General features: G+C 67.4%; 21 protein-coding genes and 10 pseudogenes. 12 read left to right on the top strand and 19 right to left on the bottom strand.

Annotation, left to right across the window (positions count from 1 at the left end; all coding sequences use genetic code 11):
- Positions 1-187: 187 nt before the first annotated feature.
- The 7 genes and pseudogenes from ACIGXP_RS35715 to tap all read right to left on the bottom strand — a co-directional run.
- Positions 188-403, bottom strand: a pseudogene (locus ACIGXP_RS35715) (hypothetical protein); the annotation flags it as partial.
- 20 nt (positions 404-423) lie between these two features.
- Entirely contained in the window at positions 424-1,437 is a 1,014-nt protein-coding gene (locus tag ACIGXP_RS35710; RefSeq protein WP_399775545.1) for a calcium-binding protein, read from the bottom strand.
- 552 nt (positions 1,438-1,989) lie between these two features.
- Complete coding sequence (locus ACIGXP_RS35705) at positions 1,990-2,460, bottom strand: hypothetical protein (protein WP_399775543.1); 471 nt, start codon at positions 2,458-2,460, stop codon at positions 1,990-1,992.
- Positions 2,461-2,842: 382 nt separating this feature from the next.
- Positions 2,843-3,160 carry a hypothetical protein gene (locus ACIGXP_RS35700; protein ID WP_399775541.1) on the bottom strand — a complete coding sequence of 106 codons (318 nt, stop codon included), beginning with the start codon at positions 3,158-3,160 and terminating at the stop codon, positions 2,843-2,845.
- Positions 3,161-3,211: 51 nt separating this feature from the next.
- A pseudogene (tpg, locus tag ACIGXP_RS35695) lies at positions 3,212-3,698 on the bottom strand (telomere-protecting terminal protein Tpg).
- Positions 3,699-3,706: 8 nt separating this feature from the next.
- The gene (locus ACIGXP_RS35690; RefSeq protein WP_399775539.1) at positions 3,707-3,850 is read right to left on the bottom strand and encodes a hypothetical protein; all 144 of its coding nucleotides are present in this window, start codon (positions 3,848-3,850) and stop codon (positions 3,707-3,709) included.
- Positions 3,851-3,936: 86 nt separating this feature from the next.
- Complete coding sequence (gene tap / locus ACIGXP_RS35685; protein ID WP_399775537.1) at positions 3,937-5,382, bottom strand: telomere-associated protein Tap; 1,446 nt, start codon at positions 5,380-5,382, stop codon at positions 3,937-3,939.
- On the opposite strand from tap, the pseudogene ACIGXP_RS35680 reads away from it, so the two are divergent.
- The 5 genes and pseudogenes from ACIGXP_RS35680 to ACIGXP_RS35660 all read left to right on the top strand — a co-directional run.
- Positions 5,352-5,501, top strand: a pseudogene (locus ACIGXP_RS35680) (zeta toxin family protein); the annotation flags it as partial. The gene tap and the pseudogene ACIGXP_RS35680 overlap by 31 nt on opposite strands.
- A gap of 41 nt (positions 5,502-5,542) precedes the next feature.
- Positions 5,543-6,745: a hypothetical protein gene (locus tag ACIGXP_RS35675; RefSeq protein ID WP_399775577.1), complete on the top strand. Its 1,203-nt coding sequence runs from the start codon at positions 5,543-5,545 to the stop codon at positions 6,743-6,745.
- A 79-nt stretch (positions 6,746-6,824) separates the two neighbouring features.
- A pseudogene (locus tag ACIGXP_RS35670) lies at positions 6,825-6,977 on the top strand (IS5/IS1182 family transposase); the annotation flags it as partial.
- Positions 6,971-7,060, top strand: a pseudogene (locus ACIGXP_RS35665) (IS5/IS1182 family transposase); the annotation flags it as partial. The pseudogenes ACIGXP_RS35670 and ACIGXP_RS35665, both read left to right, overlap by 7 nt.
- A 142-nt stretch (positions 7,061-7,202) precedes the next feature.
- A complete protein-coding gene (locus tag ACIGXP_RS35660) occupies positions 7,203-7,634 on the top strand; it encodes a hypothetical protein (protein WP_399775575.1) in 432 nt (143 codons plus the stop codon).
- A 39-nt stretch (positions 7,635-7,673) separates the two neighbouring features.
- Here ACIGXP_RS35660 and ACIGXP_RS35655 read toward each other — a convergent pair.
- From ACIGXP_RS35655 to ACIGXP_RS35645, 3 genes and pseudogenes are all read right to left on the bottom strand, one after another.
- Positions 7,674-8,507: pseudogene (locus ACIGXP_RS35655) on the bottom strand (IS5 family transposase); the annotation flags it as partial.
- Positions 8,508-8,865: 358 nt separating this feature from the next.
- Positions 8,866-9,132 (bottom strand): hypothetical protein, encoded by a 267-nt coding sequence (locus tag ACIGXP_RS35650; RefSeq protein ID WP_399775535.1) that lies wholly within the window; start codon positions 9,130-9,132, stop codon positions 8,866-8,868.
- A 26-nt stretch (positions 9,133-9,158) separates the two neighbouring features.
- Entirely contained in the window at positions 9,159-9,653 is a 495-nt protein-coding gene (locus ACIGXP_RS35645) for a hypothetical protein (protein ID WP_399775533.1), read from the bottom strand.
- A 589-nt stretch (positions 9,654-10,242) separates the two neighbouring features.
- Between ACIGXP_RS35645 and ACIGXP_RS35640 the strand changes: the two are divergent.
- Positions 10,243-10,752, top strand: a pseudogene (locus ACIGXP_RS35640) (pentapeptide repeat-containing protein); the annotation flags it as partial.
- Positions 10,753-10,791: 39 nt separating this feature from the next.
- On the opposite strand, the gene ACIGXP_RS35635 reads toward ACIGXP_RS35640, so the two are convergent.
- Both ACIGXP_RS35635 and ACIGXP_RS35630 read right to left on the bottom strand, forming a co-directional pair.
- On the bottom strand, positions 10,792-11,367 hold the full coding sequence (locus ACIGXP_RS35635) for a DUF721 domain-containing protein (protein WP_399775531.1): 576 nt from the start codon (positions 11,365-11,367) through the stop codon (positions 10,792-10,794).
- Between the two features lie 91 nt (positions 11,368-11,458).
- Entirely contained in the window at positions 11,459-12,469 is a 1,011-nt protein-coding gene (locus ACIGXP_RS35630; RefSeq protein ID WP_399775529.1) for an RICIN domain-containing protein, read from the bottom strand.
- A 213-nt stretch (positions 12,470-12,682) separates the two neighbouring features.
- On the opposite strand from ACIGXP_RS35630, the gene ACIGXP_RS35625 reads away from it, so the two are divergent.
- The 5 genes from ACIGXP_RS35625 (at position 12,683) to ACIGXP_RS35605 (ending at position 15,144) form a co-directional block, all read left to right on the top strand.
- A complete protein-coding gene (locus ACIGXP_RS35625; protein WP_399775568.1) occupies positions 12,683-12,961 on the top strand; it encodes a hypothetical protein in 279 nt (92 codons plus the stop codon).
- Positions 12,958-13,641 (top strand): histone-like nucleoid-structuring protein Lsr2, encoded by a 684-nt coding sequence (locus ACIGXP_RS35620; protein WP_399775527.1) that lies wholly within the window; start codon positions 12,958-12,960, stop codon positions 13,639-13,641. Before ACIGXP_RS35625 ends, ACIGXP_RS35620 begins: the two co-directional genes overlap by 4 nt.
- A 195-nt stretch (positions 13,642-13,836) precedes the next feature.
- Complete coding sequence (locus tag ACIGXP_RS35615) at positions 13,837-14,079, top strand: hypothetical protein (RefSeq protein WP_399775526.1); 243 nt, start codon at positions 13,837-13,839, stop codon at positions 14,077-14,079.
- Positions 14,076-14,570: a hypothetical protein gene (locus ACIGXP_RS35610; protein WP_399775525.1), complete on the top strand. Its 495-nt coding sequence runs from the start codon at positions 14,076-14,078 to the stop codon at positions 14,568-14,570. Before ACIGXP_RS35615 ends, ACIGXP_RS35610 begins: the two co-directional genes overlap by 4 nt.
- The gene (locus ACIGXP_RS35605) at positions 14,509-15,144 is read left to right on the top strand and encodes a hypothetical protein (protein WP_399775523.1); all 636 of its coding nucleotides are present in this window, start codon (positions 14,509-14,511) and stop codon (positions 15,142-15,144) included. The genes ACIGXP_RS35610 and ACIGXP_RS35605 overlap by 62 nt, the downstream gene beginning before the upstream one ends.
- An 814-nt stretch (positions 15,145-15,958) precedes the next feature.
- Here the strand turns inward: ACIGXP_RS35605 and ACIGXP_RS35600 are convergent.
- On the bottom strand, positions 15,959-16,666 hold the full coding sequence (locus ACIGXP_RS35600) for an NAD(P)-dependent oxidoreductase (RefSeq protein ID WP_399775521.1): 708 nt from the start codon (positions 16,664-16,666) through the stop codon (positions 15,959-15,961).
- 116 nt (positions 16,667-16,782) lie between these two features.
- Between ACIGXP_RS35600 and ACIGXP_RS35595 the strand changes: the two genes are divergently transcribed.
- Complete coding sequence (locus ACIGXP_RS35595) at positions 16,783-17,499, top strand: TetR/AcrR family transcriptional regulator (protein ID WP_399775519.1); 717 nt, start codon at positions 16,783-16,785, stop codon at positions 17,497-17,499.
- Here ACIGXP_RS35595 and ACIGXP_RS35590 read toward each other — a convergent pair.
- The 6 genes and pseudogenes from ACIGXP_RS35590 to ACIGXP_RS35565 all read right to left on the bottom strand — a co-directional run.
- Positions 17,465-18,775, bottom strand: a pseudogene (locus tag ACIGXP_RS35590) (ISL3 family transposase); the annotation flags it as partial. The gene ACIGXP_RS35595 and the pseudogene ACIGXP_RS35590 sit on opposite strands and share 35 nt — an antisense overlap.
- Positions 18,776-19,117: 342 nt before the next feature.
- Positions 19,118-19,462 (bottom strand): hypothetical protein, encoded by a 345-nt coding sequence (locus ACIGXP_RS35585; protein WP_399775517.1) that lies wholly within the window; start codon positions 19,460-19,462, stop codon positions 19,118-19,120.
- Positions 19,463-19,473: 11 nt separating this feature from the next.
- Positions 19,474-20,904: pseudogene (locus ACIGXP_RS35580) on the bottom strand (UvrD-helicase domain-containing protein); the annotation flags it as partial.
- An 812-nt stretch (positions 20,905-21,716) separates the two neighbouring features.
- Positions 21,717-22,160, bottom strand: a complete 444-nt coding sequence (locus tag ACIGXP_RS35575) for a hypothetical protein (RefSeq protein WP_399775574.1) — start codon at positions 22,158-22,160, stop codon at positions 21,717-21,719.
- Between the two features lie 29 nt (positions 22,161-22,189).
- A pseudogene (locus tag ACIGXP_RS35570) lies at positions 22,190-22,324 on the bottom strand (hypothetical protein); the annotation flags it as partial.
- Between the two features lie 319 nt (positions 22,325-22,643).
- Positions 22,644-26,399, bottom strand: coding sequence for a helix-turn-helix domain-containing protein (locus tag ACIGXP_RS35565; protein WP_399775515.1), 3,756 nt, complete (start codon positions 26,397-26,399; stop codon positions 22,644-22,646).
- Between the last annotated feature and the right edge of the window lie 9 nt (positions 26,400-26,408).

The raw sequence follows: 26,408 nt of genomic DNA, 5'->3' as shown, positions 1-26,408 counted from the left end.
TCCTGCACACCTACAACCACCATCGCTGCCACACAGCACTCGGAGGCCAGCCACCGATCAGCCGTGTGAACAACGCTTCAGGTCAATACACCTAGATCCGGGCCGCGTCGACCGGCTGCCGGATGACGGAGCACCGCTCGCTGCGCTGCCGGGGATTGGTGTGGAAGGGATCCGTCATGACGTGGTCCTTGCCGGAGCAGACGGCCGTGTGCAGCTTGGTCTCCACCGGGTCCTTCAGGTTGTTCACCCCCGAGCCCGGCTTGTGACCCGGCTTCACCCACAGGTTGCGGGCGTCGTTCGGGTCTCCACCCAGCTGGAGGCTGAGGAGGTGGTCGTACTCGGCGTCCTTGAGGCTGCCCTTGTCGCCACAGGAGGCGGCGTTCAGCCGCTTCTCCTTGCCGGTGGGCCGTTTTCGCACGGCGGTTACGGGATCCTTCTGAGGATTTCGCACTCGGTCGCGCGGTCGGTCCCTGCTTCGCCATTGCAGTAGTCAGGAGCGTCGGGACCGCCGTTGAGGGAGTCGTTGCCCGGACCCGCCCGAAGCGTGTCCACGCCATCGGCGCCGCTCATGTCGTCGTCACCGCCCGCAGTCCCGATGGTTCTGGAGGGGTAGACCTCTGTCGGGCGCGGAAGGTTGGCGTTGTCGCCGAACACCAGGTCGTCTCCTCCACGGCCTGAGATCACATCATTACCGGCCGTGGGCGGGATGTGGGGTACGACGGAGTCGCCGACGAGAGTATCGTCGAAGCCGGGTCCGCCTGAGAAGCCGTCGCTGCCGAAGATCCGGTCGTTGCCGGATCCGGACGCGGTCCCGCCCCTAGGGCTGTTGACGACGTGATCCCCGGTCGCGGCCTCCCCACCACCAGTTCCCACGTCCAGGAAGTCGTCTCCGCCACTTCCTCGCGCGTTGCGGGAGCTGAGGCAGTCACCAATCAGTTCGTCTTGGCCAGGGCCTCCCATGAGCACATCGTCCCCGGCGCCCTCTGCGTCTCCACTGTGTGCAAAGGAGTCGCCGACCATAAAGTCGCCGCCGTCACCGCCATAGAGGTGGTCGTTGCCGCCTCCGATGGCGTTGCCGGCCAGCGCCTCGACGTCGCCGGTAATGTCGTCACCCCCTGCGCCGCCATCGATCTGGTCGTCACCGAGACCACCGAAGAGAAGATCGTTTCCGTCGAGCCCGCAGATCAGGTCGTCTCCCCCCAGGCCGTCGATGCTGTCATGCCCCGAGGTACCGACGATCACGTCATTGCCCGGGGTGCCCGTGGTGGGCACTCCCGGCTGTGCCTGGATCGTGGCCGGAACACCGAAGCACGTCGGCTGTGCGGCGGCCTCTGCGGCGCCACCGAAGACGAGCGTTCCTGCCGCAAGAAGGCCGGCACAGCCGGCCGCGGTGTAGCGCCCTCCTGGCCGTCGTGCCATGAACAGCGCGTGCGCCATCCGAAACAGGACCACCGCGAACCTCCGGCTGTTAAATGCCCCATCCGGGACGATGAGCGGACCGGGTACAGCCGAATGCTGTGACGGCTCCATCGATTCGGACTCTATGTGGTGATCTTGCTGGGCCCAAGCAGCTCTCGTCTGGCATAAGAGTGATCGCGGGCCAACGCCCCCGCTGATCGGCGGCAGAGCCTGCTCACCTATGGCGTGGCCGGCAATGGGGATTGTCGTCCTCGTACGCGAACCGCTCGGCCGCCTCCATCCGCAACCGCTCACAAAGGCCCGCCGTCCGGCCGTGAGCTCCCGCCCCGCGCGTACCTCATGCACACGGCGAACAGCAAGGACCACCACCATCAGCCCCGGCGAACCAGGCTTTCAACGTCAGTAGTTCAGATCGCGGGCGGTGTGGACGGCCAGGATGGCAGCATCGGTGTCCTGACCTTCTATACCGACGGGTCTTGCCCCAACCCCGTCATCGCCGGTGTCTTCGCTGCCGGAGGCTGCGCGATGGGGCGGGACAGACTGATCGGCTGAATCGGTGAGGGGGCAGGGTTACCTGAGCGTCGCAACGGTCAGCGGCCCTCGGCAGTGCAGCAACGCGAGCTGGACATCCGGGTGACGCCTGAGGATCACGTTCATGTGGTGGACAGGGCACGTCATGACCCACGTGGTGCTGAGGCAGACGGTGCGTACCTGGGCGGTCGCCTCTATGAGCTTGGCCTCGCCGAAGAACTCGCCGACGCCCCGGAACCGGACGACGGCCGGCGCATTGCGGCCGGCGCCGAAGGGAAAGCATTCCTGTACGACGCAGCCGCCCAGGAGTATGTAGACCAGGCCGTCGTTGCCGTCGAGGGGAACCTCCTCGCCCTGGGCGAAGGTGCGGGTGTCCAGACGCCACGCCCTCACCAGCCGCGACCACGTCGCGCACAAGAGGTAGTGGAGAAAGTTGCCCTGGGGCATGGCCTGCTCGCCGGCGAGGACACCGGAGGGATTGAAAGCGTCGTTCCTCGGAGGAGGAGACACCGCCGCCTGCCCTCCCCTCCGCGCTGCGGCCCAGAGCCCGAACACGAAGTCCGGCCGAGCGTTCCAGCCGAGTGCCGAGTTGGCAACCGGACGACTTCTCATGAGCCTCAGCAGTCACTCTCACCGCCCGAACAGCGACGAGCGCTGGTTCGAGCCGGTGCGGATGACTCCAAGGTGCACCGGCGTTCGACGTCCCGGACCGGGTCACGGAGCGCATGCCGCCCGAGCCACCCGGTTCCGCATCGGTCAGCGGCTGTCCACGGCAAGACCATGAAGGCGGCCCGGAACCACCGGAGGAAGATCCTCGCAAACTCGGCGAGGCCGGCCGCCCTCTTCCTGGAGCCGCTCGAGCCGTTCCTCATCCGCGGGATCCGCGCACAGCTCACGATCGACGCGCCGGACGGCTGGGACCCGGCGCGCGCTTCGCGAGCAGGTGCCGGCGGTGGAACCGGCTGCCGTCGTTCATCACGAACGCCGTCGCGGCGACGTCGACGGCCGCCAGGGCGACATCGACCACGGCGGCGACCCGGGCCCGGATCGCCGCCGCTGCGCCGCGGGCGTACTCGAGGAGAGAGTTGATGACGTCGGGGGCCACCCCGGAGGTGAGGATCGCGCGCGCCTTCCACCACGCGCGCAGCTGCGCGAGGGGCCAGGACGGCGGCCGAGCGCAGAGCGGCCAACTGAAGTGATCAATGGCCAACTGGGGCGCTCAGTCACAGGCTCATCCCCGGGCGGCCGAAATTCCTCGCTTTCAGAAGTCCAGGTCCAAATAGTCGATGTCGGTAAAGGTGACGTCCGAGGGGCCCATAGCGCGGGCATCCTGGAAATACACGTCTTTAAATCCTTCAGCGATGATTTCGCGCATCTCCTGGTCGCCGGCTCCCGCTTCGCGGGCTTCGAACAGGCGGCGGGCGTAGTCGGGGGGAGGTGCACGGTGAGTCGCCGGTCGTTCCGATGGGCGCGGTGTAACCGAACCGAGCCCTGGTTTCGACGGTGATCCCACCCGTGGCGGCGGCCTGGCGCTGTCGGCGCTTGCGTACGCCGTGCTTCGGTGGGTGCTTGCGCGCGCCGCGCCGGTAGCGGTTGACGGAGTCGGCCGTGATGCCCAGTTCTGCCGCGACGGCCTTCGCGGACTTCAACTGCTTGAGCAGGAAGCCGATCTGCCCCTTCAGCGTCTTCGGCGGCTCCCGGGTGAAGGCCTCTTGTTCGGCGCGCTGCAGGGCGTCATGGATCTCCACGGTGGTGCTCAGCTCCGTTCGCGGGTGGGGTCCTGGCCGTCGGGGTCGATGAGCCGGAACCAGGTCTCGCGCGTCTCGTGCAGGTCATGCCGCCACAGCTCCACCCGCGGCGATCCGTGGCGGGTGGGCATGGAGTGCTGCAGGGCCTCCATGCGCGCCTCAAGCCGGCCGAGTGTCCGCTCCAGTTCCGCGTCGGCCTCCAGCGGCGATGTCGTGCCGTCGGTGTGGGTGGCCAGGTCTACTCGCCTTCGTCCAGGACGGCGTCGCCGCCCTTGATGTGCCGGGCGGGGTTGTAGCCCTTCTCCATCAGGTCGACCGCCCAGAGCATCTCCTGGACGCCTTCCAGCTTCGCCAGGCCCGGGGTGGGCCCGAGGCGGAAGCCGCCGGGTTGCGGCTTGCCGGAGGCTGCGTACGGCAGGAAGTCCAGCGGGGAGGGGCCGGGGCTGGGGTAGACGACACAGTCGGACAGTACGGCCAGCGGGTACAGGCCCGTCATCTTGGCCATGTTGTTGAGCTTGCGGTGCATGTTGACCCGTGCCTTGGAGATGACGGCGGCGCGGATGTCGGGGCGCCAGGTCGGGCGCTCCAGGGCCGACCACCTCTCGCCGTCCTTGTAGTGGCGGCCCTGCGGACGTTCGCGCAGCGTGCCGACGCCGCCCTTGACCGTGGCCTTGATGGCGGAGAGGACGGTGGCCAGGGCCGGGTCGACCTGCTTGTGCTGCTCCATCGCCGTGAGGAAGGCCCGGTCGTCCAGGTCCTTGGTGACGCCGAGGTCTGCCAGGGTGTCGACGTAGGCGTTCTTGAGCCGGTCGTGCCACGGGTCCAGGTAGGCGCCGGTCTCGCGGCGCAGGTACGCCTCGATCGGCTGGACGTTGTAGCCGAGCTCCTGGGCATAGGCGACGGTGTGCGTCTGGTACCGGGCCGGGCCAGTCGGGCGCTCCCCGGTCGGCGTGAACGGGCTGGGCAGACGCGGGTCCAGCTCGATGTGGCTCAGGTCGACCAGCCAGGAGCCGGAGATCTTCGGGTTGAACGGCGGTTCACGAAGTGCACGGGCTCCGACAGGCCGACGACCAGGCGGGCCGCGGCCGCAAGGAACGCCGTATTGAGGTTCCAGGCCGACCGCGAAGGGCAGCGTGCACTCCTCATCGGTCGGCAGGTCCACCGGCCGCACCCACTGGTAGGCCTCCTCATTCAGGAAGCCCCCCTTCCAGCCGGAGTTGACGAACACGGGGTGCTCCTGGGTGGCCTCCGGCGGCGCCGGGTCCATCGGCTCCGTGCCCAGCGAGCCGAGGTTGTGGCCACTGACCCAGTTCCCGGTCGCCGGGTCCTGCACGGCCCTCGTCGGCGGGCGCAGCGCCGTCATCAGCTCCAGCCCGGACACGGCCGTGGAGCCGCGCGGGGTGCTGACCCGCTGCGCGTACACGCCGAGAACGCGGGCGATGTCGGCCGGCTCCATGTCGGCGACGCCCGGCCAGGACCGCTCATCGACGGCGTCCCAGGACAGGATCGCCAGCCGCACGCACTGCCGTTCGCGTCCCTGCGCTTTGCGGTAGATCCGCGCCCACGGCCCGAAGCCGCGCTGCGTGAGCTGCCACTTCGCCTTCGCTACCTGCTTGACGACCGGGTGGTCCGCAGGCGCACCACGTCCGCGAGATGGGCTTCGACGCCGTGGTGGAGTCGGCACTCGCCGACCCGGACGACTTCCACGCCTCCTCCCGCGCCTACCGGGCGGCCGGCCACCGGATCGAGGTGGTGGTGCTGGCCATTTCGGAGGCCCTGAGCCAGCTCGGCATCGTGGACCGCTTCCTCACCGAGGCCGCCGACGGCGGGGGTCGGTACGTGTCGTGGAGAACCACGACACCTGCGCGAAGGGCCTGCTCGCCACACTGGCCGTCATCGAGACCGAGCAGCTCGCCGACCGCGTCACCGTCGTACGGCGCGACGGCTCCGCCCTCTACACCAACGAGCTCACCCCCGGCGGGGGCTGGCGGCGCCGTCCGGCTGCCGAGCGGGTGGTGCGGGCGGAGCGGGCGCGGCCGTGGACCGCGTCCGAGACCGCCGTCTTCCGCCGCGACCTCGCCCGCACCGACCGGCGTGTACACACCGAAGTGGCGGGTGAGGACCGGCGCCTGGCGGTGCAGCGCGACAGCCACCGACGCGGCCTGGGCCTACATCAGCGACTCCGTCTGGGAACCCCTCGCCCGCCCGACACCGGCGACCACACCGGACTGGACACGGCCGCCGACGCCCTGGTCGAACTCCTCAGCGCCCTCACCCGCCGCCAGGACGAACACCGCGCCCGCACCGTGGACCGGCTGACCGCCGTGCTCGACACCCGCCTCCTGCCCACCGAACTCGACGAGATGGCCCTGTACTACCGGGCCAAGGCCGGGCTCGCCGGAGACTTCCCCACCGCACACGCCGCCGCACAAACCCTGGGATGGGAAGGACGCCACCAGCGCGTCCTGGGCGACCTGTGGTGGCTGCAAGGAGAACCGGAACGCGCGGCCGCCGCCTACCTCGCCGGACGCACCGAAGCCGAACAACACGCCAAAGCCGGCGAAGCCGCACACAACCAAGCCCTGCGCGCCCTCGCCGTCGCCTTCTACGACCCCCACCGGGCCGACGACGAAATCGACCTGGCCCACCAGCTCCTCGCCAACCTCGACCTGCGCGCCACCACGATCAACGCGGCCACCGCCGCCCTGATCCGCGACGCCGGCGATCCCGCGCTCGACGACCGCATTCACACCCTGCGCACCGAGCTCGACATTGCCGGCCTCACCTCCATGACCCCCACCCTCGAACTCGCCGCGGCGTTCCACCAGGCCGTCCTCGACGACCACGACGCACTCGCCGCCACCCTCTCCCGGCTGCGCGAACAGACCCAGAACGGCGACTACGCCTACTACATCGACATCGCCTCCTTCATGGCCGACCTCCCTCTCCCCGTCGACCACACGGCGCCGCAGTGGCTGGATGGCGAACAGGCCACCCGCACCCGATGGCGTGCGAAACATTGTCACCACTCGCCAGCACCGCCTTGACCACAACCAGTAGCGCCAAGTGGATAAAATCCGCGCCATCCACCGTTTACAACGACTAACAAAATGAGGTGGATCGCTCCTGACGCCCGTGGGCGGGCGAGAGTTGGGTGTTCGGTCTGGCGTGGGGGCGTCACCGTGGATCGTGTCGGATGAGCTGTGGGACCGCCTGGAGCCGCTGCTGCGGCAGTGTGAGCGCTGCTTCCGTTGTCCGGGCCGTGAGCCGTTGCCGGACGCACCCCGTTCGCGATCTTGCTGACCGGCGGCAACTGCAACGACGGCACCCAACTGCTGCCCCTGCTCGACGCGATCCCGCCGGCGTACTTGGCCTTGCGCTGGGTCTCCAGAGGGTTCGGCTGCTTGGACAGGCCCTACGACGTACGGATCACGGCTGATCCGACCCCCAATCCCACCAGACGTGAGACAGTTCAGGCCGGAGACGACGAGGAGGATGCGAAGAATGTCGACGTGGAACGGATTCGGCACCACGTATCGGGGCTTCAGCTACCCGAATCGTGACGGCAGCCACCACGCCACCCAGTGGGCCGTGCTGCTTTTTCTGCCGGTGATCCCCTTGCGTCGGCATCGCCTGACCGTCGGCGACTCGTCCTACACACAGTACGGGAACGGCAGTACCTCGGTCACCCACTACGCGGTGCACGAGGAGACGCCGCTCGTCGGCGGGGAGATACTGCGCACATATCTGACCTGGTGGGTCATCGGCCCGCTGATCGTTTTCGGGCCCCCCGCACTGGTGCTGTGGCTCTTCGGCGACACCAACGGATTCATGACCTATTTCCTCCTCCTGGCCAGCTGCGTCGCCTGGTGCATCTGGGTGGGCGCGGCTATGGAGAAGCGCAACCGCAGGGAGCGCGCGCTGCCTCCGGGGTAGCCGCTCCCTTCTCCTTTGCAACGGCTGACGCACTGAGCTGAGTTGTCGGTGTGTGATCAGGCAGCAGGCGAGTTTGAGGAACGCTTCGTGGATGTCGGCTCTGCGTTCCCGTCGGATCCGCAGACGCCGGAAGCCGTGCAGCCACGCGAAGCTTCTCTCGATCACCCAGCGGTAGGTGCCCAGTCCGGTGCCGTGTCGTGTTCTGCGGCGGGCGATGGCCGGCACTATGCCGGAGCGCGGACCTGGTCTCGGTAGATGTCGTGGTCGTAGCCGCGGTCGGCGAAGAGCGAGTCGGGTTTGCGGCGCGGTCGTCCGACCCGGCCGCGGACCGGCGGGATCGCATCGAGCAAGGGCAGGAGCTGGGTGACGTCGTTGCGGTTGCCGCCGGTCAGCAGGACGGCGAGCGGGGTGCCGTGTCCGTCGGTGATGAGGTGGTGTTTCGATCCTGCCCGGCCCTGGTCGACCGGCGAGGGGCCCGTGTGGCTCCCCCTTTTAGCGCCCTGACATGGGAAGAGTCGACCACGCAGCGGGACCAGTCCAGCCGCGAGGCTGCGTTCAGTTCGGCCAGCAGGACCTCATGGAGCCGTTGCCACACGCCGGCCTCGTTCCAGTCCCGCAGCCGTCCCAGCAGGTCATGCCCGAGCCGAAGCCCAGCTCCTTCGGGAGGTACTCCCACTGGATGCCGGTGTGCAGCACGTACAGGATCCCGCACAGCACCTCCCGGTCCGGTAACGCCTTGCGGCCCGGGTATCGGAAGCGCCGTTCGCGCTGCGGCAGCAGCGGCTCCAGGCGATCCCACAGCTCATCCGACACGATCCACGGCGATGTCCCCACACCGAGCCGAACGTTCAACTCCCGCCTCGGACACGGCAACCAACGCCGATCCACCTCATTTTGTTAGCCGTTGTTAACGGTCATGCATGCGGCTGTGGCCCGCGAACACCAGGTGTTCGCGGGCCACAGCTGTAGGAAGATCAGCTGGCATTGGGATTCCGCCACCCTCAGCCGGTTCAGCAGCTCAACTGTCTGTTCCTGCAAGGGACCTGATTTCGGTCCACTGGGCACAGATCAAGTCGAGATCGCCAATTGCGATCCAGGCTAGGTAATCCACTTCAGCACGGAGTGCACTGACCGATCCCAGCCGGTACGCCTGCAATCTGCTCGGAATGTCGCCAGGAAGACCAACTTCATCGTGTCCGACCTTTAAGTCTACGCGCCGCGGCGTCGGATCCTACGGTTGCCGATTCTTAACAAAAGTAGCGATCCAACGGTAAGCGAAGAGAGGGTCGACATGCAGAGTTGTTGTGCCGACTCCCATTCCGCGGCCATCGAGATCATACTTGATGAAGAAGGTTTCGTATATTCCATTTTCCTGTTGACCGAGCGTTCCTGCGGGGTCCTTCCCGCGGAGGCCGAACATCACCCCGTCAAAATCCCTCGCAGCCACTGCGATTTCTTCCTCCATGGCCTGGCGGCGGCTTGGCGGGGTGATGTTCATTTTCCCTCACTCATCGAAGTGTGCGGTCAGTCCTTGAAGTAGTACGTTGAGTCCCACGGGGATCCGGAGTGGCACTCCTCACCGTCGATCAGGATGGTGTAGCTCCCGTCTTCCACCTGTGCGTGGGCATCTCCCGCGCCTCCCGAATGCGTGAGGAAATGCATCTCATGATTCGGCCCGGTGGCCCACCCGCTGTCGTGAAGCCTACCGACACCGAATCTGTCTGTGACGTCTACGCTCCAGCCGTAGCGAACGACAGCATGGAAGTGGAGGTACGAGTCTCCACAGTCGCCGTGCACGGTTGTGTTCGGGACGACGCGCCCGCCCTTCGGCACGGAGGTCTGCTCCCCGTTCGGTAACGTGACGATTTTGTAGCCGTGCTCTTCTGCTACTGCCGCATCGAATCCGACCACCTTCATCGGCGTCACGACAATCACCTCGCGCTCTTTGGACACCGAAGGAGCAGCAGAATCGACGTTTGTGCCGGTCAGTGCAATGGAAGCCGACAGCATGGATGCCACGGCCATTCCCCTTACCGAGTTTCGCATTGCCCCCAGGACAAGATGTTTTCCCGTGACTCATTTGTCTCGGGCCGAGGTTGAAGCTATGGAGCTTCTGGCCCTCGACACGACAGCCTTTTTCGCGACACAAATCGGTAATTTTACTTCCGCTTGCTACAGGCCGTAAGCATGCCTGACGGAACCCCCAGCTTAGACTCTTGGAACGCTCATGTTCGGCAACGCACAGTCATATGTGTAGTGGCTCGTAATAGGCGGGGTTGACTCAAACAGAGCGATTCTGGTGCAGTGGCCGATTCACTGGCCAACAGGCAGGCTGTGGTGTTTCAGGACAACTTCCCCGGAGCAATGAGGCCGAGGCAACTGGTCAGTCGCCTTGGTTGCCGGGCAACGCATCGACGCCACCACCAAACCGCATCCAGTGACGGCCTGAGCAGCACGCAAACGGCTGCGGCCCGCGAACACACGAGGCCAGCCCACCCCACCCCCAGACCACGTGCTTTCGCCCCACCGGTGACGGCCCGGCCCGCACCACCCCGATCACTGCCACACCCACGATCCCGTGGACGTCGCCGCTCTCTACCGGCAGTGACGCACCGCCTTCGAGGACGGCAAGAACGAACCCGGCGCCGCCGACTTCTACTACGGCGAGTGCGAGATGCACCGCCACGACTCAACCGGCACCCCCAAGGGCGAACGGCGCCTGCTGTGGGGGTACTGGCTACTGTCCGGTTACGGCCTGCGCGCCTCCCGCGCCGTCGGCTGGCTGCTAACCGCCATGTCCCTCACAGTCCTGTTACCCATGGGCTTCGGACTGCCGACCCACGATCCCCACCCCGCCACCAGCGGAGCCCTCCACGGCAGCAACGTCAGCCTCATCACCGACACCCCCGACCCAGCCCTGCACGGCGGATGGACCAAGCGCATCACTTGGGCCCGCGGGGAAAAGGCCACCCGCGTCGCCGTCAACTCCGTCGTCTTCCGCTCCAGCGGGCAGAACCTCACTACCGCCGGCACCTACATCGAGATGACCTCCCGCCTCCTCGAACCCACCCTGCTCGCGCTCGCCGCCCTCGCCGTACGCGGCCGCATCAAACGCTGACCACCCCCAACAGCCATCTCGGCACACGGCCTACATGCCTCACGCTTCGCTGCGACCCGAGATAACCTCGGTGGCCGCGTCCTGGCGGCGGCGCTGTGCCCGGGTCGCCTCGATCGAGGCCGGCGCGTCGTCCGCGACGACGTCCAGCTCGGCGAACGCGCGGCGGCTCAGCTCCCGCATCGCGGCGGTCTGCCGCTCCACCGCTTCGGCGATGGCCGGGTCAACTCGGGAGGGCCGGACGGCCTGGCGGTGCGCCTCGATGGCATGGCGGTAGCCGTCTGGCGTGGTCCGTCGCTGCACCGGAGCGGCGGGCACGGTCGGCGGAGTGGGGTCGGCGGCCGCCGCGGCGGGGCCGGTCTTCACGGGGGCGGGCGCCAGGACCTGCAGCGTGCGGACGTTCGCGCCGCGCACCTTCTCGTTGGCGGCCGCGACCAGCTTCGGCGCGCTCCAGCGCAGCTTCGTGCCGTACGCGGGGGCGTCGGGGGCGACGTCCACGCGGCCGGTGTCCGCGTCGAACGCCACGGCCTGGACGTGACCGGCGAGCTCCGGCGCGGCCGCGGCGAGGATGTCGTCGAACTCAGCGAGAACGCTGCCGCCGGCGGCCGGGGCCACCATGCCGCGCTCGCCGCGGTCTCAGAGGTCTGACACGCCAGCCCGTGGGCCCGCCGTTGAACGGCGGGCCCACGGTAGGAAGCGTCCTGCGTCCCTATAGCTCGCGGGGCCGCAGAGGGCCCTTGTCCGTCAGAATCCAGTTCCCTCGCGACCAGGAAGAGACCTGCACGTCGGCCATGCGCAGTTCCTGTTCCCTGTCGGTGAGGGTGATCATTTGATTGGTCTGGCGGTTGATGAGGACGGCTGTGGTGCCCAGTTGGCGCACGTACCACTGCTGGTTCATGCTGCTCTGGAAGCGGAACTGGTCGAGGCCGGCGTTCCGCTCGCCCCTCCGCACGTCCAAGACCCTGCCGCTGTTGAGATTGCGGAAGTACCAGTACGTGCCGCCTGCGTCCTGGCCTCCGCGCTCCGCCCGCCACAGCTGGTTGGCGTGGTTCGGCCAGTAGTCGAAGGCGATGACCGAGGCCTCGTCGTCGTGCGAGCTGCCGTACACATCCATCACCAGCCAATCCTGCCGGATTTCGTAGATGTCGCCGTTTCGGACCGGGTACTCCCAGCCGATGGCGGATGAGGTGCCCGGCGAAGTGATCAGTGCGATCAGCGCCAGCAGGAGGGCACCGCACGCGTACAGACCGCGGCGGGCCAGGCCCGCAGGGCTGCCTTGGGGAATGTGAATCATCGTTCCTTCTCTTGCCGTTGGGAAAGTCAGCACCCACTCGCCCACGATCAGCAGACGAGGGTGGCTGCCGAGCCGACCAGCCCGGCTGGCCGGCCGATGAGGCAACCCTGCAGCCGTTTTCATCCCACCGGGGCCCCGCCGGGGAAGGGGGAACGCTGGAACGGATCTGGTGACTCTGACCTCGGATAATGAACGAGCCTGGAACGCGGATCCGGAACACGGACGAGGACGAGAGGCGGCGCAGACCGACCACAGCAGCAAACAAATGAGCAGCATGGTTTTGCCGGCACCGGGCTCGCCGAATTCGACGAGGTCCGGGTCGGCCGCCTCCCATGCGACCGGCAGCGGGAAGGCGTCGTCGAGGCGGCGTAGCCGGGCCTCGGCTTCCCACTGCTGGCGTACCCCCTGGGCGAGTTGGTCGGCCATGCCCCCCAGATGGGTGGGCGCCGGCCCGGTTTTGCCGGGGCGGAGTACGGCGACACGTCCCTGTGAGATGCACGCCACCATCACCCGCGACATGATCGGAGAGGGAACCGACGCCAACTCCAGCCTGCGGCCGCCCGGCTTCGTCCATGGCACCAAGCACAACCAGGCGCGCGGACACATGCTGGCGCAGTACTCGGCGGCTCCGGAGACACCCTGGACAACCTCTTCACTATCACGCAGAACCCGGCCAACTCGCCGCACATGAGGGATCTGGAACTGGAGATCCGCGACGCGGTTCTGGGCAAGGGCCTCCGCAAGGGAGAGGTCGTGCAGTACAGCGTTCATCTTGAGTACACGGACGACAAGAAGACCTCTGTGCCCAAGTGGATCACTATGGAAGCGGATGGCCACCGCGGCTTCCACCTCGCAGCGGACTTCGTGAACCCAGACCACGCAGCACAACAGATCCGACGCAGGAACGGAATCGAATGAGCCCCCTTGAGCGCCTCACTGAACTCTGCCCCCCACCCCCCACCGAACAGCCTCCAGCGGACTGGCCGAGCGTCGAATCCGCACTCGGCTTGCGCCTTCCCGAGGACTACAAGAGGCTGACCGCAACGTACGACCCCGGCTGCTTCGCAAACTACCTCTGGATCTACGACCCCCGACACACATCGGTGCACGTCAACCTCACCGGACCTGTATCCGAGCGTATTCGCGAACAAATGCGCTCAGATCACGCTCGGGGAATCTACCCGTCGCCTGTCGATCCAGATCTCCTCCTCCCGTGCGGCGCGACCGACAACGGCGAGTACCTGTTCTGGGTCACCGCCCCCCGCGAGGATCCGGATGCGTGGACGATCGCCGTCAACGAAGCACGCGGACCACGCTGGTTCACCTTCGACGGGAACCTCACCCAGTTCCTCGTCGCCGTCCTGAGCGGCAGCACAGCCGTTCCCCAATTCCCGAACGGCCTTCTGCAAGCCGGCCTCGACTTCAAGCCCTCACGCCTGGATGAATGGTCCCCACCGCTCCCACCGGCAGATGTTCCGACCTCCGACCCTGAGGCCATCCGAGAATGGGCGCGAGCAAACGGATACGACGTACCGATGCGTGGACGCATTCCCGCCGCTGTCCGACAGGCCTGGGAACAGACACACGGCTGCAACTGATCACACCGACGCGCCCGGGGCACACGGTCGTGACGTGCGTGCATGGGCGGGACCTGCGGTCCACCCTGCTGTGTTAGGGAAAGATTGCTGCAGGATATGGAGTTGCTGGCCGTCGTAGCGCGTGCCTCCACTTGCTGCGGCCTGTTGCGGCGCGCAGTCGACGGTGGGCCGTACCCTGTGTGCCTTATCGTAGACGTGGAAAGCCACGTCTACGATAAGGCGAACCGCGAGGTGGGGCTGTTCAACAGCCAGGGATGGTTCAATAAACATGGCATCAAAGCCTCGGAAGTCCAGGTCCCGCCCAGTGTGGAGAACGCCATCAAGGGGCGGATGATCTACGAGCTGCGGAAGATTGGCCGTATCGGCCCCAAGGGGACCGAAGGTATTTCGGACGACAAGTGGAGGCGTGCGCCTCTCAATGCAGAAGGTTGCAAATGAAGTTCGTCACGGCTGTCTGGAAGCCTGAGCAGCACGGGTTCTGGTTGGACCCCAGGCCCTATCTCACCGAACTTCCCAAGTTTCGCGAACATCTGCCGCCCGGCGCACGGGAATTTGCTTCCGATCCGGCGCATTGCGATATGGGGCACGGCAACAGTCACTGCGTCAAGGACCTGGAATTTTCCGGTGCCCAGGTGGCTACTGACAAAAGCGGGGAGCTAACCCTGGAGTTTGCCTCCAATCAATGGAAGCACGATGCCGGACTGCGTATCAGCTATTCGGGAGTGACGCACTTCTCCATCGACTACAGGCATTCCATCGACTGGATGCTGGTCGACACCGTGCTCCTCGACGAGATCCTTCCCGACGAGGTGGACTTGTCAGTGCCTGCAGCTACGGTGAGCCTCCGACCCCGATCAAGGGAGTGCCGTGTCCGTCCAGAACTCTTTGCAGGCGCTGCTCAGTCTTGTCTCCCCGCAGCACGGGGCTGATGAGCAAGTGGACTGGCCAGCAGCGGAGCAGGTACTGGGTACCCGTCTCCCGAGCGATTACCGAGCTTTCATGTCCGTCTATGGGGCGGGTGATATCGGAGAACTCGGGATCCTGGGACCTGTGCCCGTCGACTACCTGCAGTGGGATCCTGGAAGCATTCTGGACAGCAAGCCTACGTTTCAGGACCTGTGGGACAGGGATGGCGGTGTCCCCGGCATCACGGCGGCCAGCAGTGCCGTTCTGCCCTGGGGCTCTGGCTGCAATGCCAACGAGCTGGGCTGGCTGATGCTTGACCCGGACCCCGCCAAGTGGCCGGTGGTGGCCTGGCGTCGACAGATCCGTTACGGCGACTCCAGATGGGCACTCTTCGACTGCGGCATGGTCGACTTCCTGGTCAAGATGATGCGAGCCGAGTTCGACGTATGCCCTCTTGGTGACGCCTCCCTCTGGGGTGCGACTGCTCCTTTCGTACACTGGCGTGAGCAGCAGCGCCGCTGGCTTGCGGGCCTTGATCCCGAGACGGGCGAGCCTGATCCGCTCGTGCAGGACTTTCTTCAGTGGCCCGCACCCTGACCAAGGAGCTCGCCAACCTGCTCATCAGCCAGGTTGGCAAAGGCTCACTGACCTGTATTTCTACCGCGTCGCCAATCCCTTTCTCGTGACTTTCACTGAATCTGGCATACCAGGCAAAGTGGCCTCCGTCCTATCCTCATTCGTCGGCACCGGACGGCCGGCCATTCCCGCACCCGCGGGGATGGTCCCTCCCGCTCCTCGCAGATCTTCATCGCCCCTCAGTGAGTCCCCGCACCCGCGGTGACGCTGCGCCGCCAGCTCACCCAATTCGTTGGTAGCAGCCCCAAGTACAGCAGGGTGCCGTTCCGGGAGTGTCTTCCGCGATGCGGCGTTCTCCAGCGGCACGGTGGACTTCGACGGTGTGACGGGTTCGGCTCCCGGGGGGCTTCTCGCCGCAGCTGGTACTCCGGCCTCTTCAGTAGTTCTCCTTCCCTCAGTCTGGCTGACCCCGGATCCATAACGCTTGGGGGCGAAAACGGACAGCTGCGTCGATGCGTCGTGCCTCAGCTGGCGCCGCGGTCCGTCAACTGTGAGCTCGCCGTCGGGTGCCTGGGTGAACCGGAGGCCTTCCATCACGGTCGTGGCGGTGGCCGAGGTGCCGTTGATGAGGCTTCGTGAATTTGGCTCTGTCCGCGGTTGCGTGATGGCTACGGCCAAGTGCGGATCTGCCGCGCAGCTGGACTGGCAACACTTCTCTGTGGGGTCATGTCTGGGCTTCCCACACCGGAAGGCCAGCAGGGTTGGCTCAGACGGGCGTCGCCCTGCCCCGTGGGGGAGTTCATGAGATCCCCCACGGGGTCGTGGGCTGTGGCTGTCAGTAGCCGATGGTGAAGCGGCGCTGCACGAAGCGCGGCAGTTCCGCCTCATCGATCAAGGCGATAGCCGCGTCCTCCACCGAGATGCGGCTGCGGCCATCGGCGTCCAGGACCGGCTGGTCGCCACCGACCCGAAAGCGGCCGGTGCGCTCGCCGGGGCCGATCTCCTCCGCGGGGCTGAAGTAGGTCCACAGCCGGTTCGATGTCCGCAGGACGGCCAGGGCGTCGCGGTGACCGCGTACCGCTGCGGCGTATTCGCGGGGCAGCCCAAGCTGGTCGAGGGCGGCGTGCAGCAGTTCGTCGGAGTCTGCTCGCACCACTCCCGGTTCGATTTCGAGGCTGCCGGCGCCACCGATCACGATGAGCCGGGTCCGTGGGCGGCTCTCCAGCGCCTTCAGCAGGGCCCGCGCCGCCGTCGCATAGACGGTCGGGTCGGCGATCGAGCGCCGGACGGTGTCCGCGAAGTCCTTGGCGGCATTGCCCGGCTGGAACCCGCTGATCAGGACGTCGAGTCCGGGCAGGATGCCAGCGATGCTCTTCGGGTCCAGGACGTCGACGCTCGTCCAGGTGATGTTGTCCCGACGCTCCTCGCGCTGCGCCTGAACGGCGTCCCGACTGAACGCCTTGACGCTGTGCCCGCGGTCGAGGGCCTCGGCGACGACCCGGCTGCCGATGGTGCCCGTGGCTCCGATGACTCCGATGTGCATGGTTCTCCCCTGTGCATGCAGAAGCGAGACGCCACTGAGGGTGACGCCGTTAAGAAACTATACGCCGTGAAGTTTTTATACGAGGCTAAGCAAGTCGACGCTGTAGAGTTCCTGTTGTGACAGTCAGGGGAACCGGGGGAAGGCGCGAGCGGCTACGGGCCGAGACCACAGCCGAAATCAAGAAGGTGGCACTGGCCTTGATGGCCGCGGGCGGGCCGGATGCCATCACCCTGCGGGCCATCGCCCGCGACATGGGCATGACCGCCAACGCCATCTACGGATACTTCCCGACCAGGGACGACCTGGTCACCACGCTGATTAACGACGTGTACACCGCCTTGGCCGATGCTGTGGACACGGCCTGGGAAGCCACGCCCTCCGCCGAGCCTGCCGTCCGGATCGAGGCATGGGCCCACGCCTTCCGGACCTGGGCCTTGGTCAACCCCCAGGGGTTCCGTCTCATCTACGGCGACCCCGTGCCCGGCTACCAGGCCCCCGAGGGAGGCCCCGCCCCGGATGCCGCACGCCGGGTCTGCACCGGGCTCACCGCCCTCGCGGCAGCCGCCTGGCCCCACGCCCGGCACCTCTACCAGGACAGTGCCTTCCATTGGTCCGACTTCGACCCTGGTCTCCTTGAGAAGGTGCGTCCCGCCTTCCCCGACCTGCCGCCCGCAGCCGTCGCCCTCGCCCTGCGCATCTGGGGGCACCTGCATGGACTGGTGTCACTGGAGGTCTACGGCCATATGGGCACCCAGACCACCAGCCCGGAGAAGCTCTTCCGGGAGGAACTCGCCCAGCTCATACAGACTCTGGGAATCCCGCGTCGGCGCTGAGCGGCCCAAGCTCCGACGTGCTCTGTGAACTGCGGAATCGGGCATGCCCAAAGTGCGAGGGTAGAGAGGTCCGAGGAGCTGTCCGCAGTTCCGTGATGGTCAGTGCTGGGTGAGGATACGGGTCCGCAGAAGTTCGAACGAGGCCCGGCCATACATCGCCCTCTTGAGCGTTTTCACCCGATTCACGTGTCCTTCGACCACCCCGGAACTCCACGGCAGGGTCAGTCCCGCAGTGATGGCGTCGAGGTCCTGATGGAGAAAGCCAGCGAACGGGCTTCGGCGCGTCCTGCTCGGCCTGCCGGACTTGGAGGAGTCGTTCGTTTTGGCTGTCGGTGAGCGTCTCAAGGGGACGCATGATCCACGAGGTGATTTTGCGAGGGCTCGGAATGTCGGCCCGGACCGGTTCGGCGGTGCCCTCGCGGAGGGCGGCGAGGTGTTTGCGGACGACTTGGCGGCTGCCCCGGTCGCCGCGGTCCTGGATCTCCAAGAACAGGCGGTCGAGGTCGGTGTCGCGGAAGCGGCGCACGGTCTTGCGGTCAAGATTTAGCCGGCGAGCGATGGCACTGATCGTCCAGCGTTTCTCCGGCAGGCGCTGGATGTCCTCGTAACGGTGACGGGTCCGCTCGATGATCTGGGTGCGGGGCAGTTCGGCGGGCGGTAGCAGCATCGGGGCCACCTCGGGCGCTTCGGTCCCCGTCTCCTCCTCGGCACGTTTGCGCAGGCAGTCGCGATGCTGGTGGCAGGTCTTCTCCACTGCGGCCGCCAGGCTCTGAAGCAAATGCCAGCTGTCCGCGACCTCCAGAGCGTCCGGGGCGGCCTCCTTGACCGCCTTGGTGTAGGCGCTGGCCCGGTCCCGGCAGATGATCTCGGCTCCGGGATGCTCGGCCAGCCAGGCCGTGAACGGGTCGGAGGTGCGGTCGGGCAGCACGTCCACGACCCGGCCGGCCTCAACGTCGACGAGCACGGTGCCGTAGGTGCAGCCCCTGCGGAAGGCGAACTCGTCCGCCCCCAGCACTCGCGGGGCGCGGTCCGGCACCGCCGGCGCCTTGAGCAGCCTGAGCAGCCGGGTCCGGCCCGCGGTCATCCGCAGACGCCGGCACAATCGGGCGGCCGGACGGCCGCCGAGCTCGATCGCGATCGACCGCAGCCAGCCCGTCAGCCCGGTGCTGGAGCGGCGGCGCCGCTCGGACAGGCCCGGAACCTGCTCGACGAACGTCTTACGGGAACAGTTCTTCCGGTCGCAGAAGTACCGGCGTACCCGCAGCCGGACGATGACCTGGCGAGGGCCAACGGCCGCTCAGCTAGGCTGCGTTGGTACGAACTGTGCACTGGTCTCGCCTGCTTCTGGCAGCCCGGACAGCGGCCCGGCCGACCGGTGGACACTGCCTCCACCACCAGGGTGCCGGAGCAGTCGCTGACACTCTCAACTCGCACAGCGATCCCGGGGAACAGCACATCCTCAACCGTCTTGCTCGCCACGGCAGGAAGTACGCTGCCGAAACGATCCCGCGTTCCCACCCCTGACCTGCGGATTCACGGGACTGCGGCCAGAGCCGTTTTCAAGGATCTCCATCAGAAGCCCCGCTCGGAAGCCGTCGGACCGGCAAGTCCCGCTCGATCAGGCACCGTGGATCACGCGTATGAAGTGCTCGAAGTCCATCTCCTGCCCGTACCTGAACGGCTCCTGGATGACGTTCCACTCGCCTCGCGCCACGCCGTCTCGGCATACACGGACGGGAAGCGACCCGCTCGCCCCCACGACCACGATCCGCCCGACCTCGTCGAGAGGGCCCTCCTGGCCTCCGGGAAGGAAGTAGACCCAGCCCTCTTGGCTCCAGCCGTCGACCACGATCGTGGGATAGGGCGCGTTCACAGTCTCCAAGGCCTGCCGCCCCGGCCAAGACTCCCCGAACGCGGCCGCGTACTCGTCAACGCGCTTGATCTCTATGAAGCGTTCACTCATACGCATGCACGCTAGCCGGGCGGCGGGCCGAGCCGGTCCCAAGGTGACGGGCCCGCGTCCGTGGGCCGAGGATCGCCCATCGTGCTGGGAGCGCTGGGGCATTGGTTGAACCAGGACAGGCCACCGAGGTCGAGGCGCTCCCGGGCGCGGGTAACGGCGACGTAGGCAAGGCGTGCTTCGTCGAGGTCGATGTCCGGCTGGCCATTGCCATCAGCGGTGTTGTTCGTGCTGCCGGCCCGGGGCTTGAAGTCCGTGCCGATCACGACGGTGGGCCATTCGCGGCCGTTGGCCTTGTGGCCGGTGGAGACGACGACGTCGGCCGCATGCTCGGGATGCAGGTTCTGCACAGCGGCGACGACGAGCCCGGGGCGGACAGTTGGGGTGGCTGGTGCGGCGTCCCGCCTTGAGCTGCCCGGCGGCGGCCGCGAGCTTCTCCAGGGCCTCTCCGCCGCCGGCCATCGCAACACGTTTGTTGTTTTCCAGCAGGCGCAGGACTTCGTAGATGGCACCGGAGTTGGAGCGGCACAGCACGGCGTTGGGATGAGCGACGAGCCCGACGGTGGTGTGCAGGGCGGGGGCGCCCTTCAGACGAAGTGGGATTTCGAGGATGGCCAGCCAGCGGTTGGCCTCGTCGGCAACGGCCTGGCCGAACCGGAAGGACTGGGTGAGGGTCAGCTGGACGCCGTCGGAGTCGGTCATGACGTCGTAGGCGCCGCGCCAGCCGTAGATCGCCTGCGCGGAGTCGCCCACCATGATCAGCTGGGCGTGGCCGCGCTGGGCGGTGAACACCTTCTCCAACACGCGGTTGGTGTCCTGGCTTCGTCCAGCAGCAGGAAGTCGGCCGGGATCACCGGTTCGGTCAGGGCCCAGATCTTCAGGTAGTGGTCGGGTTCGAAGCGGACTGCACCGCACTGGGGGTTCTGCAGGTCATCGCAGGCACGCCCTGCGTAAGGCAGGACGAGGCGGGCCAGGTCGGGCCGGTAGTCGTCGGGCAGGCCGCGCAGCTTCGGCACGTGTTTGGGCAGGATCTCGGTGTCGGCGGAGTGGCAGAAGCGGCGCACCGTCTGCAGCACGCTGTAGGAGATCGTCTTGTGCGTGATCAGCCGACCGGCGAGCACGATTTTCGTGCCGGGGGTGATGCCGATGCGCTCGCCGATGCGCCAGCTGGGTTCGCGGGGAGCGTTCAGCCGAGCGGCGTAGCGGTGGCCGATCTCGCGCACGGCCAGGCCGTGCCCGGTCATGCACCGCACGTTTGGAGGGAACTTCTTGGCGGCGTCGTCCACGACGGACCGGTTGTAAGCGAGGAAGAGGCCGCGCTCGCGGGGTACGGAGCGGGCCAGCATGGTCAGCAGCGTCGTCTTGCCCGTGCCGGCACCGGCCTGGACGACGAGATGGGAACCGGTGCGCTTGGCCGTGAGCGCGTGTTCCTGCTCCGGTGTGGGCGCGGGCGTAACATCCGCCGGGCGAGCCGGCCCGGACCTGCTGGGGCGCGGGCGGCGTGCCGGGGAGCGGCGCGGCTGCGGCTGGTCGGGCAGTTGGGGAGTCTCCAGCACGGCGAGCCACTCGCGTGCCAAGACAACCGCGCGCTCGATGACCTCCGACGGCGCGCCCTGACGTGTGACCACCCCCAGTCGCTGGTTCAGCCGGTTGTTGGTCTCCTTGAATCCGAGACCTGAGCGCGACGCGATCAGCGTGATCAACTGCCCGCAGCGCGGCGTTCGGTGGCAGCTGCGTCGCCGGGGCTGGCGGTGGGGTAGCCGAGGCGAACAGCGCCATCTGGTCGTCCGGCGTGGGAGATTCGCGCCGGTGTGAGGAGGAACGGGCCATACCACCCTCGTGATCTCACTCAGTGTCGACGCGTAGAGTAGCGGCAAATTACGGAGTGTTCCCATCTTGGGGGTCAGACCCACTTCTGATGCGTACGGTCGCGGGCGCTCCCGCCTACGCTGGCAGAAGGAGCAGACCCACCCCTCGGGGACCTGCGAGACGTTCCCGTTGCCGCACCCCGGCGTGGCGCACTCTGTCCGCCTCGGGCCCAGGCGCAGGCCGGCCACCACGCTTTCCGTGTCCCGCACCTCAACGCCAGGGGGCCGCTGCCGCACGATGTGCGCGTCATGCCGCAGCGGATCAAAGTGCACCCACTGCGGTGGCACAGCGTCAGGGATGTAGCCGGGGTCGTGCGATGGGCAGCGCTGCTTCATCCACCGGCTGAACTCGTCTGGGTAGAGCGTGTGCAGGGCGAACACCCACATCGTCAGCCCTGCCCACAGCACCTGCTGCCCGGCGCGCCCCGGCGCGTAGGGATCTCCATCTCCTCCCAGGAGCCGTCCTGCGTCCACACGAGGTTGCGGCACCTCTCCCCCGTGCTGTCCGCGCGCGCCACACACTGGAGGGTGTCGATGCTGGAGGGTGCCAGCCACAGCGTGCGGCCGTAGGCGATCACGTGCCGGACGTCCCCGACGTCCTGGACGTACTGTTCGGCCACCTCGTCCTCGCAGCGGGCGGGCGCGAGGTCGGGGATGAACTGGCCGGACGTGATGAGCTCGTCGGACTTCTTGCGGAAGGCCGCTCGCGCCTCTGCGAGCGACAGATCGTCATCCTCGTGCTCAACCCTCGGGCAGAACGCGGGGTGCGGTACATAGCAGTGGCTGCTCCCGCCGTCTCCGGAAGAAACGCGACGCCGCTCATGACGTGCCACCGCATCCAGGCGGGAACGGCAGCGGCCCGGATGAGCTTGGGCACCACAGGAAGGCGCTTCTGGTCGTAACAGGTGAAGTACTCCATCAGGAGCCCGCAGTACCGACATCGGGTCAGGGCATCGCGCCGCAGCGTCGCGGTGTGGTTTTCCCGGTGCAGCCACATGGTCCGCGCGGCGCTGAACCCCAGCGTGCCGCCGCGGTACTCCTCTTTGAGGGACCCGTCCCAGTTGTAGCGCTCTGACACGGGAATCTTGTACCGCTATGGAAGGATTCTTGATGATATTGGCCCATTAGGGGGCGTTTCTCGTAGCGGCGATTCTGCGGCTACCTCGAACAGATCAGGCACCAGGGGGGCGCAGGCCGGTCACGAGCGGCGTCGGCTCACCCGCACCGCAGTGGATCTCCAGCCCGCCGTCGGCGTTCAGCACGGGACCGATACATGAACGGATCAAGAGTGTGGAGCCCCCCATCGCTGGCGTAGATCATCGGCCGCATGGTGCTCCATGACGTGGAGCGAGGTAGAGCTGACGCTCCCGTGTGGAGAGTGCCGCTCCGGCAAGTCGGCAGATCTCGGCAGCGAAGGTCTTCGCGTCGGTTCGCCAGGTGCGTACGGTCTGGTCGTCTGTGACGGCAGCGATCATGCCGCGGCCGGTGAACGCCGCCTCGGTGATCGGTCCTTTCAATGTGGCGATCAGCGTGGGGCCTTGCGGACGATCTACGTTCCAAAGGCGCACGGCACCACCTTCCTCGCCGGTGGAGGTGAGCAGGCGACGGCTGTCCGGGCTGAAGTCGACGCGCAGAACGGGCCTCGCGTGGCCTGAGATTGTGTGCAGGAGCGCGGGTCGGCGGACTTCGGTGGCATCCCAGAGGTAGGCGTTGCGGTCGTGGCCCGCCGCGGCGAGAAGCGTCCTTCCTGTCGTAGGTGACTTGGTGACGGCCAGATCACCTACGGCGCCGGTGGGACCCGGAAGTCGGGTGATGCGGTGAGGGGAGCGGCTGGAGAGGTTCCAGAGCTGGGCGCCGGCGCTCACAGTACCGATCACGATGGTCTCCCGGCCGTCGAGGAAGGTGAGGCTGATGACGTCCTCGAATTCCGCGTTGCTGCCGATGCTGTTGCGTTTGGACGGATTTTCGGGACGCGTGACGTCCCAGAGGAGAACTCGGCCGTCGTTGCCTCCGGTGGCCAGGATGCCGCCGTCGTTGCTGAACGCCATGGCCACGATGCTGTTGAGTCCGTGTCCCTCCTCGCCACCGAGGAGTTCGGGCTGTCGGGGGTTGCTGATGTCCCAGAGACAGAACGGTGTCTCCTTGTGGGGGTCTCCTCTGCCGTAGGCGCCGACAGCGACCGTGCGGCCGTCCGGGCTGAAGGCCGCGCTCTTCAGCGGGCGGCCCCGACAGGCCACGCGCCCCAGAGGCACCGGGGTGCCGGGCCCGGAAGCGTCCCACAGTCGTGCCGTGGTGTCCATGCTGGCGGTGATCAACAGTCCGTGATCACGGCTGGCGGAGAGCCGGCTGATCAGCTCCTTGTGGCCGGTGAGGTTGGGCAATGGCTGCCAGAGGTGGACGGATCCGTCATCGGTGCCGACTGCCAGCGTTGTTCCGTTGGCAGCGATGGCGATGCCGGAGATCGGTGCGGTCTGTGGCAGTGTCGTCGCGCGACGGCGGTCAGCAACGTCCCAGAGCACCACTTCCCGCTCGTTCGTTGCCGTGGCCAGTGTCTTCCCGTCGGGGCCGAAGGCCAGCTGAAGGAACGTGGCGTTCAGCGCGCCTGCCTTCTTCGGAGGTCCCACATGCCCGTCAGACGTCACATCCGCCAGCCACAGCGGGGAGGAGGTGCCCTCGTAGGCTGTCACGCCGAGTGTGCGGGCGTCGGGACTCAGGGCGACCGCGTCGAACTCCGAGCGTGGTAGCGGCACCTTGTGTCGATCCGGTTCATCCGGGTGTTCTTGATGTGTCGTGTCGCGAAGGTCCCAGACGAGGGCCGTCCGGTCCCCGCCGACGGTGGCCGCTGTGCGCCCGTCGCGGCTCAGGGCGACATCGAGGATCCTGCCGCTGTGGCCGCGCCACCGATTGAGACGGGCGGGGGCCTGGGGGTGAGTTGCGTCCCAGAGCGTGACGTATCCCTGTGCGTCTCCGGTGAGGAGACGGGTGCCGTCCGCGCTGAAGGCGATGGCCGTCGTGCCTGTGGAGCCTGGCAGATCGACGGGCGCTCCGCGGTGCCACGGGTCCCGGACGTCCCACAGTCGTAGGGGGGCGGTCTCGGTGACGACAGCGAGGACGGTGCGCGGATGGAAGGCGAGCCCGGTGACCACGGGCCGCAGGAGCGGGCAGTTCGAGAGGGTTGGGCAGCTCGCCCGACGCGGTCGGTATCCCGCCTGGAAGGTGACGTGTTCGTTCGGTCGCGCTGCGTTCCACAGGGTGATCTGCCCGTCCTTCGTCGCAGCGGCCAGCACAGTTTCGTCGGAACTCATGCCCGATGCCGTGGTCTGCGTTCCGCCACCGAGGTACCGGGTGGCGTAGGGGCCTGACGAGGAGCTGAGCACCGCGCCGCGGGCCTCCACAGTGTCCGCGGTGCGGTAGGCGGCGAGGGAGAGTTGCATGGACAGGGCCGGGTCGTACGGTCGGACAGAGTCGGCCTGGGTGGCCAGTCGGGCCGATGTGGCCGCGTTGCGCTCATGCGTGGCCTCGCGCTCCTTGAACACGGCGAAGACCAGCGCGGCCGTGGCGGCGAGGGAGAGCGCGGCGAGGGCGGCGACCAGACGGTGCAATCGGCGCGCGCCGCGCTGCTGATGGTGGCGGCTCGCGCTGAGAAAGGCAGCCATCAGGTGCCCCGTCTGTTCGGGGTGGCAGGCCGCCCATGCGTCTGCGCCTGCCAGTCGGCTGCCCCGGTACAGCAGGCTGTCGTCGCGGTTCTCGGCTTCCCAGGCCGTGGCCGCGTCCATGAGCTGCTGGCGCACGATGAGCCCGGCACGGTCGGCGTCGATCCACCCCCGTAGTCGTGGCCACGCGTGCAGCAGGGCCTCATGGCTGATCTCCACGTGCTCTGCGTCGGCGGTCAGCAGCCGGGCCCGGGTGAACTCCTCCACCACCGGCTCGGCCGCCAGCGAGCTGCGGTCCATACGACGACGGGTGTCGTCGGTACCCTCGCCTACCCGGACCAGGCCCAGCAACACCCTGCGAGCGGCTTCCTGCTGGGCTGGTGACAGACGTGCGTAGGCGCGTTCGGCGGTGGTGGCCACGGCGCCGTGGATGCCACCGGCGCGTTCATAACCACCGACTGTGAGCACGCCGTCCGTGCGGTGCTGCCAGGTGGTGCGCAGAGCGTGGGAGAGCAGGGGCAGCGCACCGGCCGCGCATGGATCGGTCCCGGAGCCTGGAGCGGTGCCCAGATCGCGCAGCAGCACCTCGGCCAACCCCGGCTCCAGAGTGAGGCCCTCGGCGGCGGCCGGCTCGGTGATCGCCCGGCGTAGCCCCGCCGTGGTCATCGGCCCCAGCGGCAGTGCCCGTGCCTGGAGCGCGGCGAGCAGGGGCGGGTGGGCCAGGCAATGCCCATAGAAATCGGCACGGAGCCCGAGTGCCACAGGCAGCCCGGCGGCGGACCGTTGGCACACGTCGGCGATGAATGCCTCTCGCTCCGCCAGGTCTTCACAGAGAGTGAACAGTTCCTCGAACTGGTCCACGATCACCAGGGCGTACGAGTCGAGCGGTCGCGTATTTTCACGAGTCGTCAGCTCAGTCATCGGCCGTTGCGTGGGCGTCAGATACAGCACGTCCGGTGCGCCTGGCACCCGGGCGGGCAGCCCGCCGTCGAGGACAGCGCGAGCCAGTCCAGCCCGCAGTAGCGACGACTTGCCGATCCCGGACGGGCCGAGCACGATCGCCGGGTGACCGGCTGTACTCGGGTCGGCCAGCAGCCCCAGCAGATCGGCAACCGCCCGGTCACGTCCGAAGAACCACGCGGCGTCCTCGGTTCGAAACGACGTCAGGCCGGGATACGGGCACACCCCGGCACCGGGGCCCGCCGCCAGCTCCAGCAGAGCCCCGTCGGCGCCGAGCGCCTTGTCACAGGCTCGGGCGAACGGCTCACTCGGCCGCTGAAGCCCGCGCTCCAGTCGGCTCAGGTAGCCCTTGCCCGTGCCCAGTTCCCTGGCGAGCTCTGCCAGCGACATCCCTGCCGCCGTACGTAGCCGCCGCAGCTCCGTTCCAAAGGTGGCGCCGTCGCTCCGTGCCTCCCCCACAGGCCCTCC

It is taken from the genome of Streptomyces sp. NPDC053069, from assembly GCF_044546895.1.
In the GTDB taxonomy this organism is placed as follows: domain Bacteria; phylum Actinomycetota; class Actinomycetes; order Streptomycetales; family Streptomycetaceae; genus Streptomyces.
Note: the sequence above shows the minus strand (reverse complement) of the source record. Positions and strands in the feature narration are given on the sequence as shown.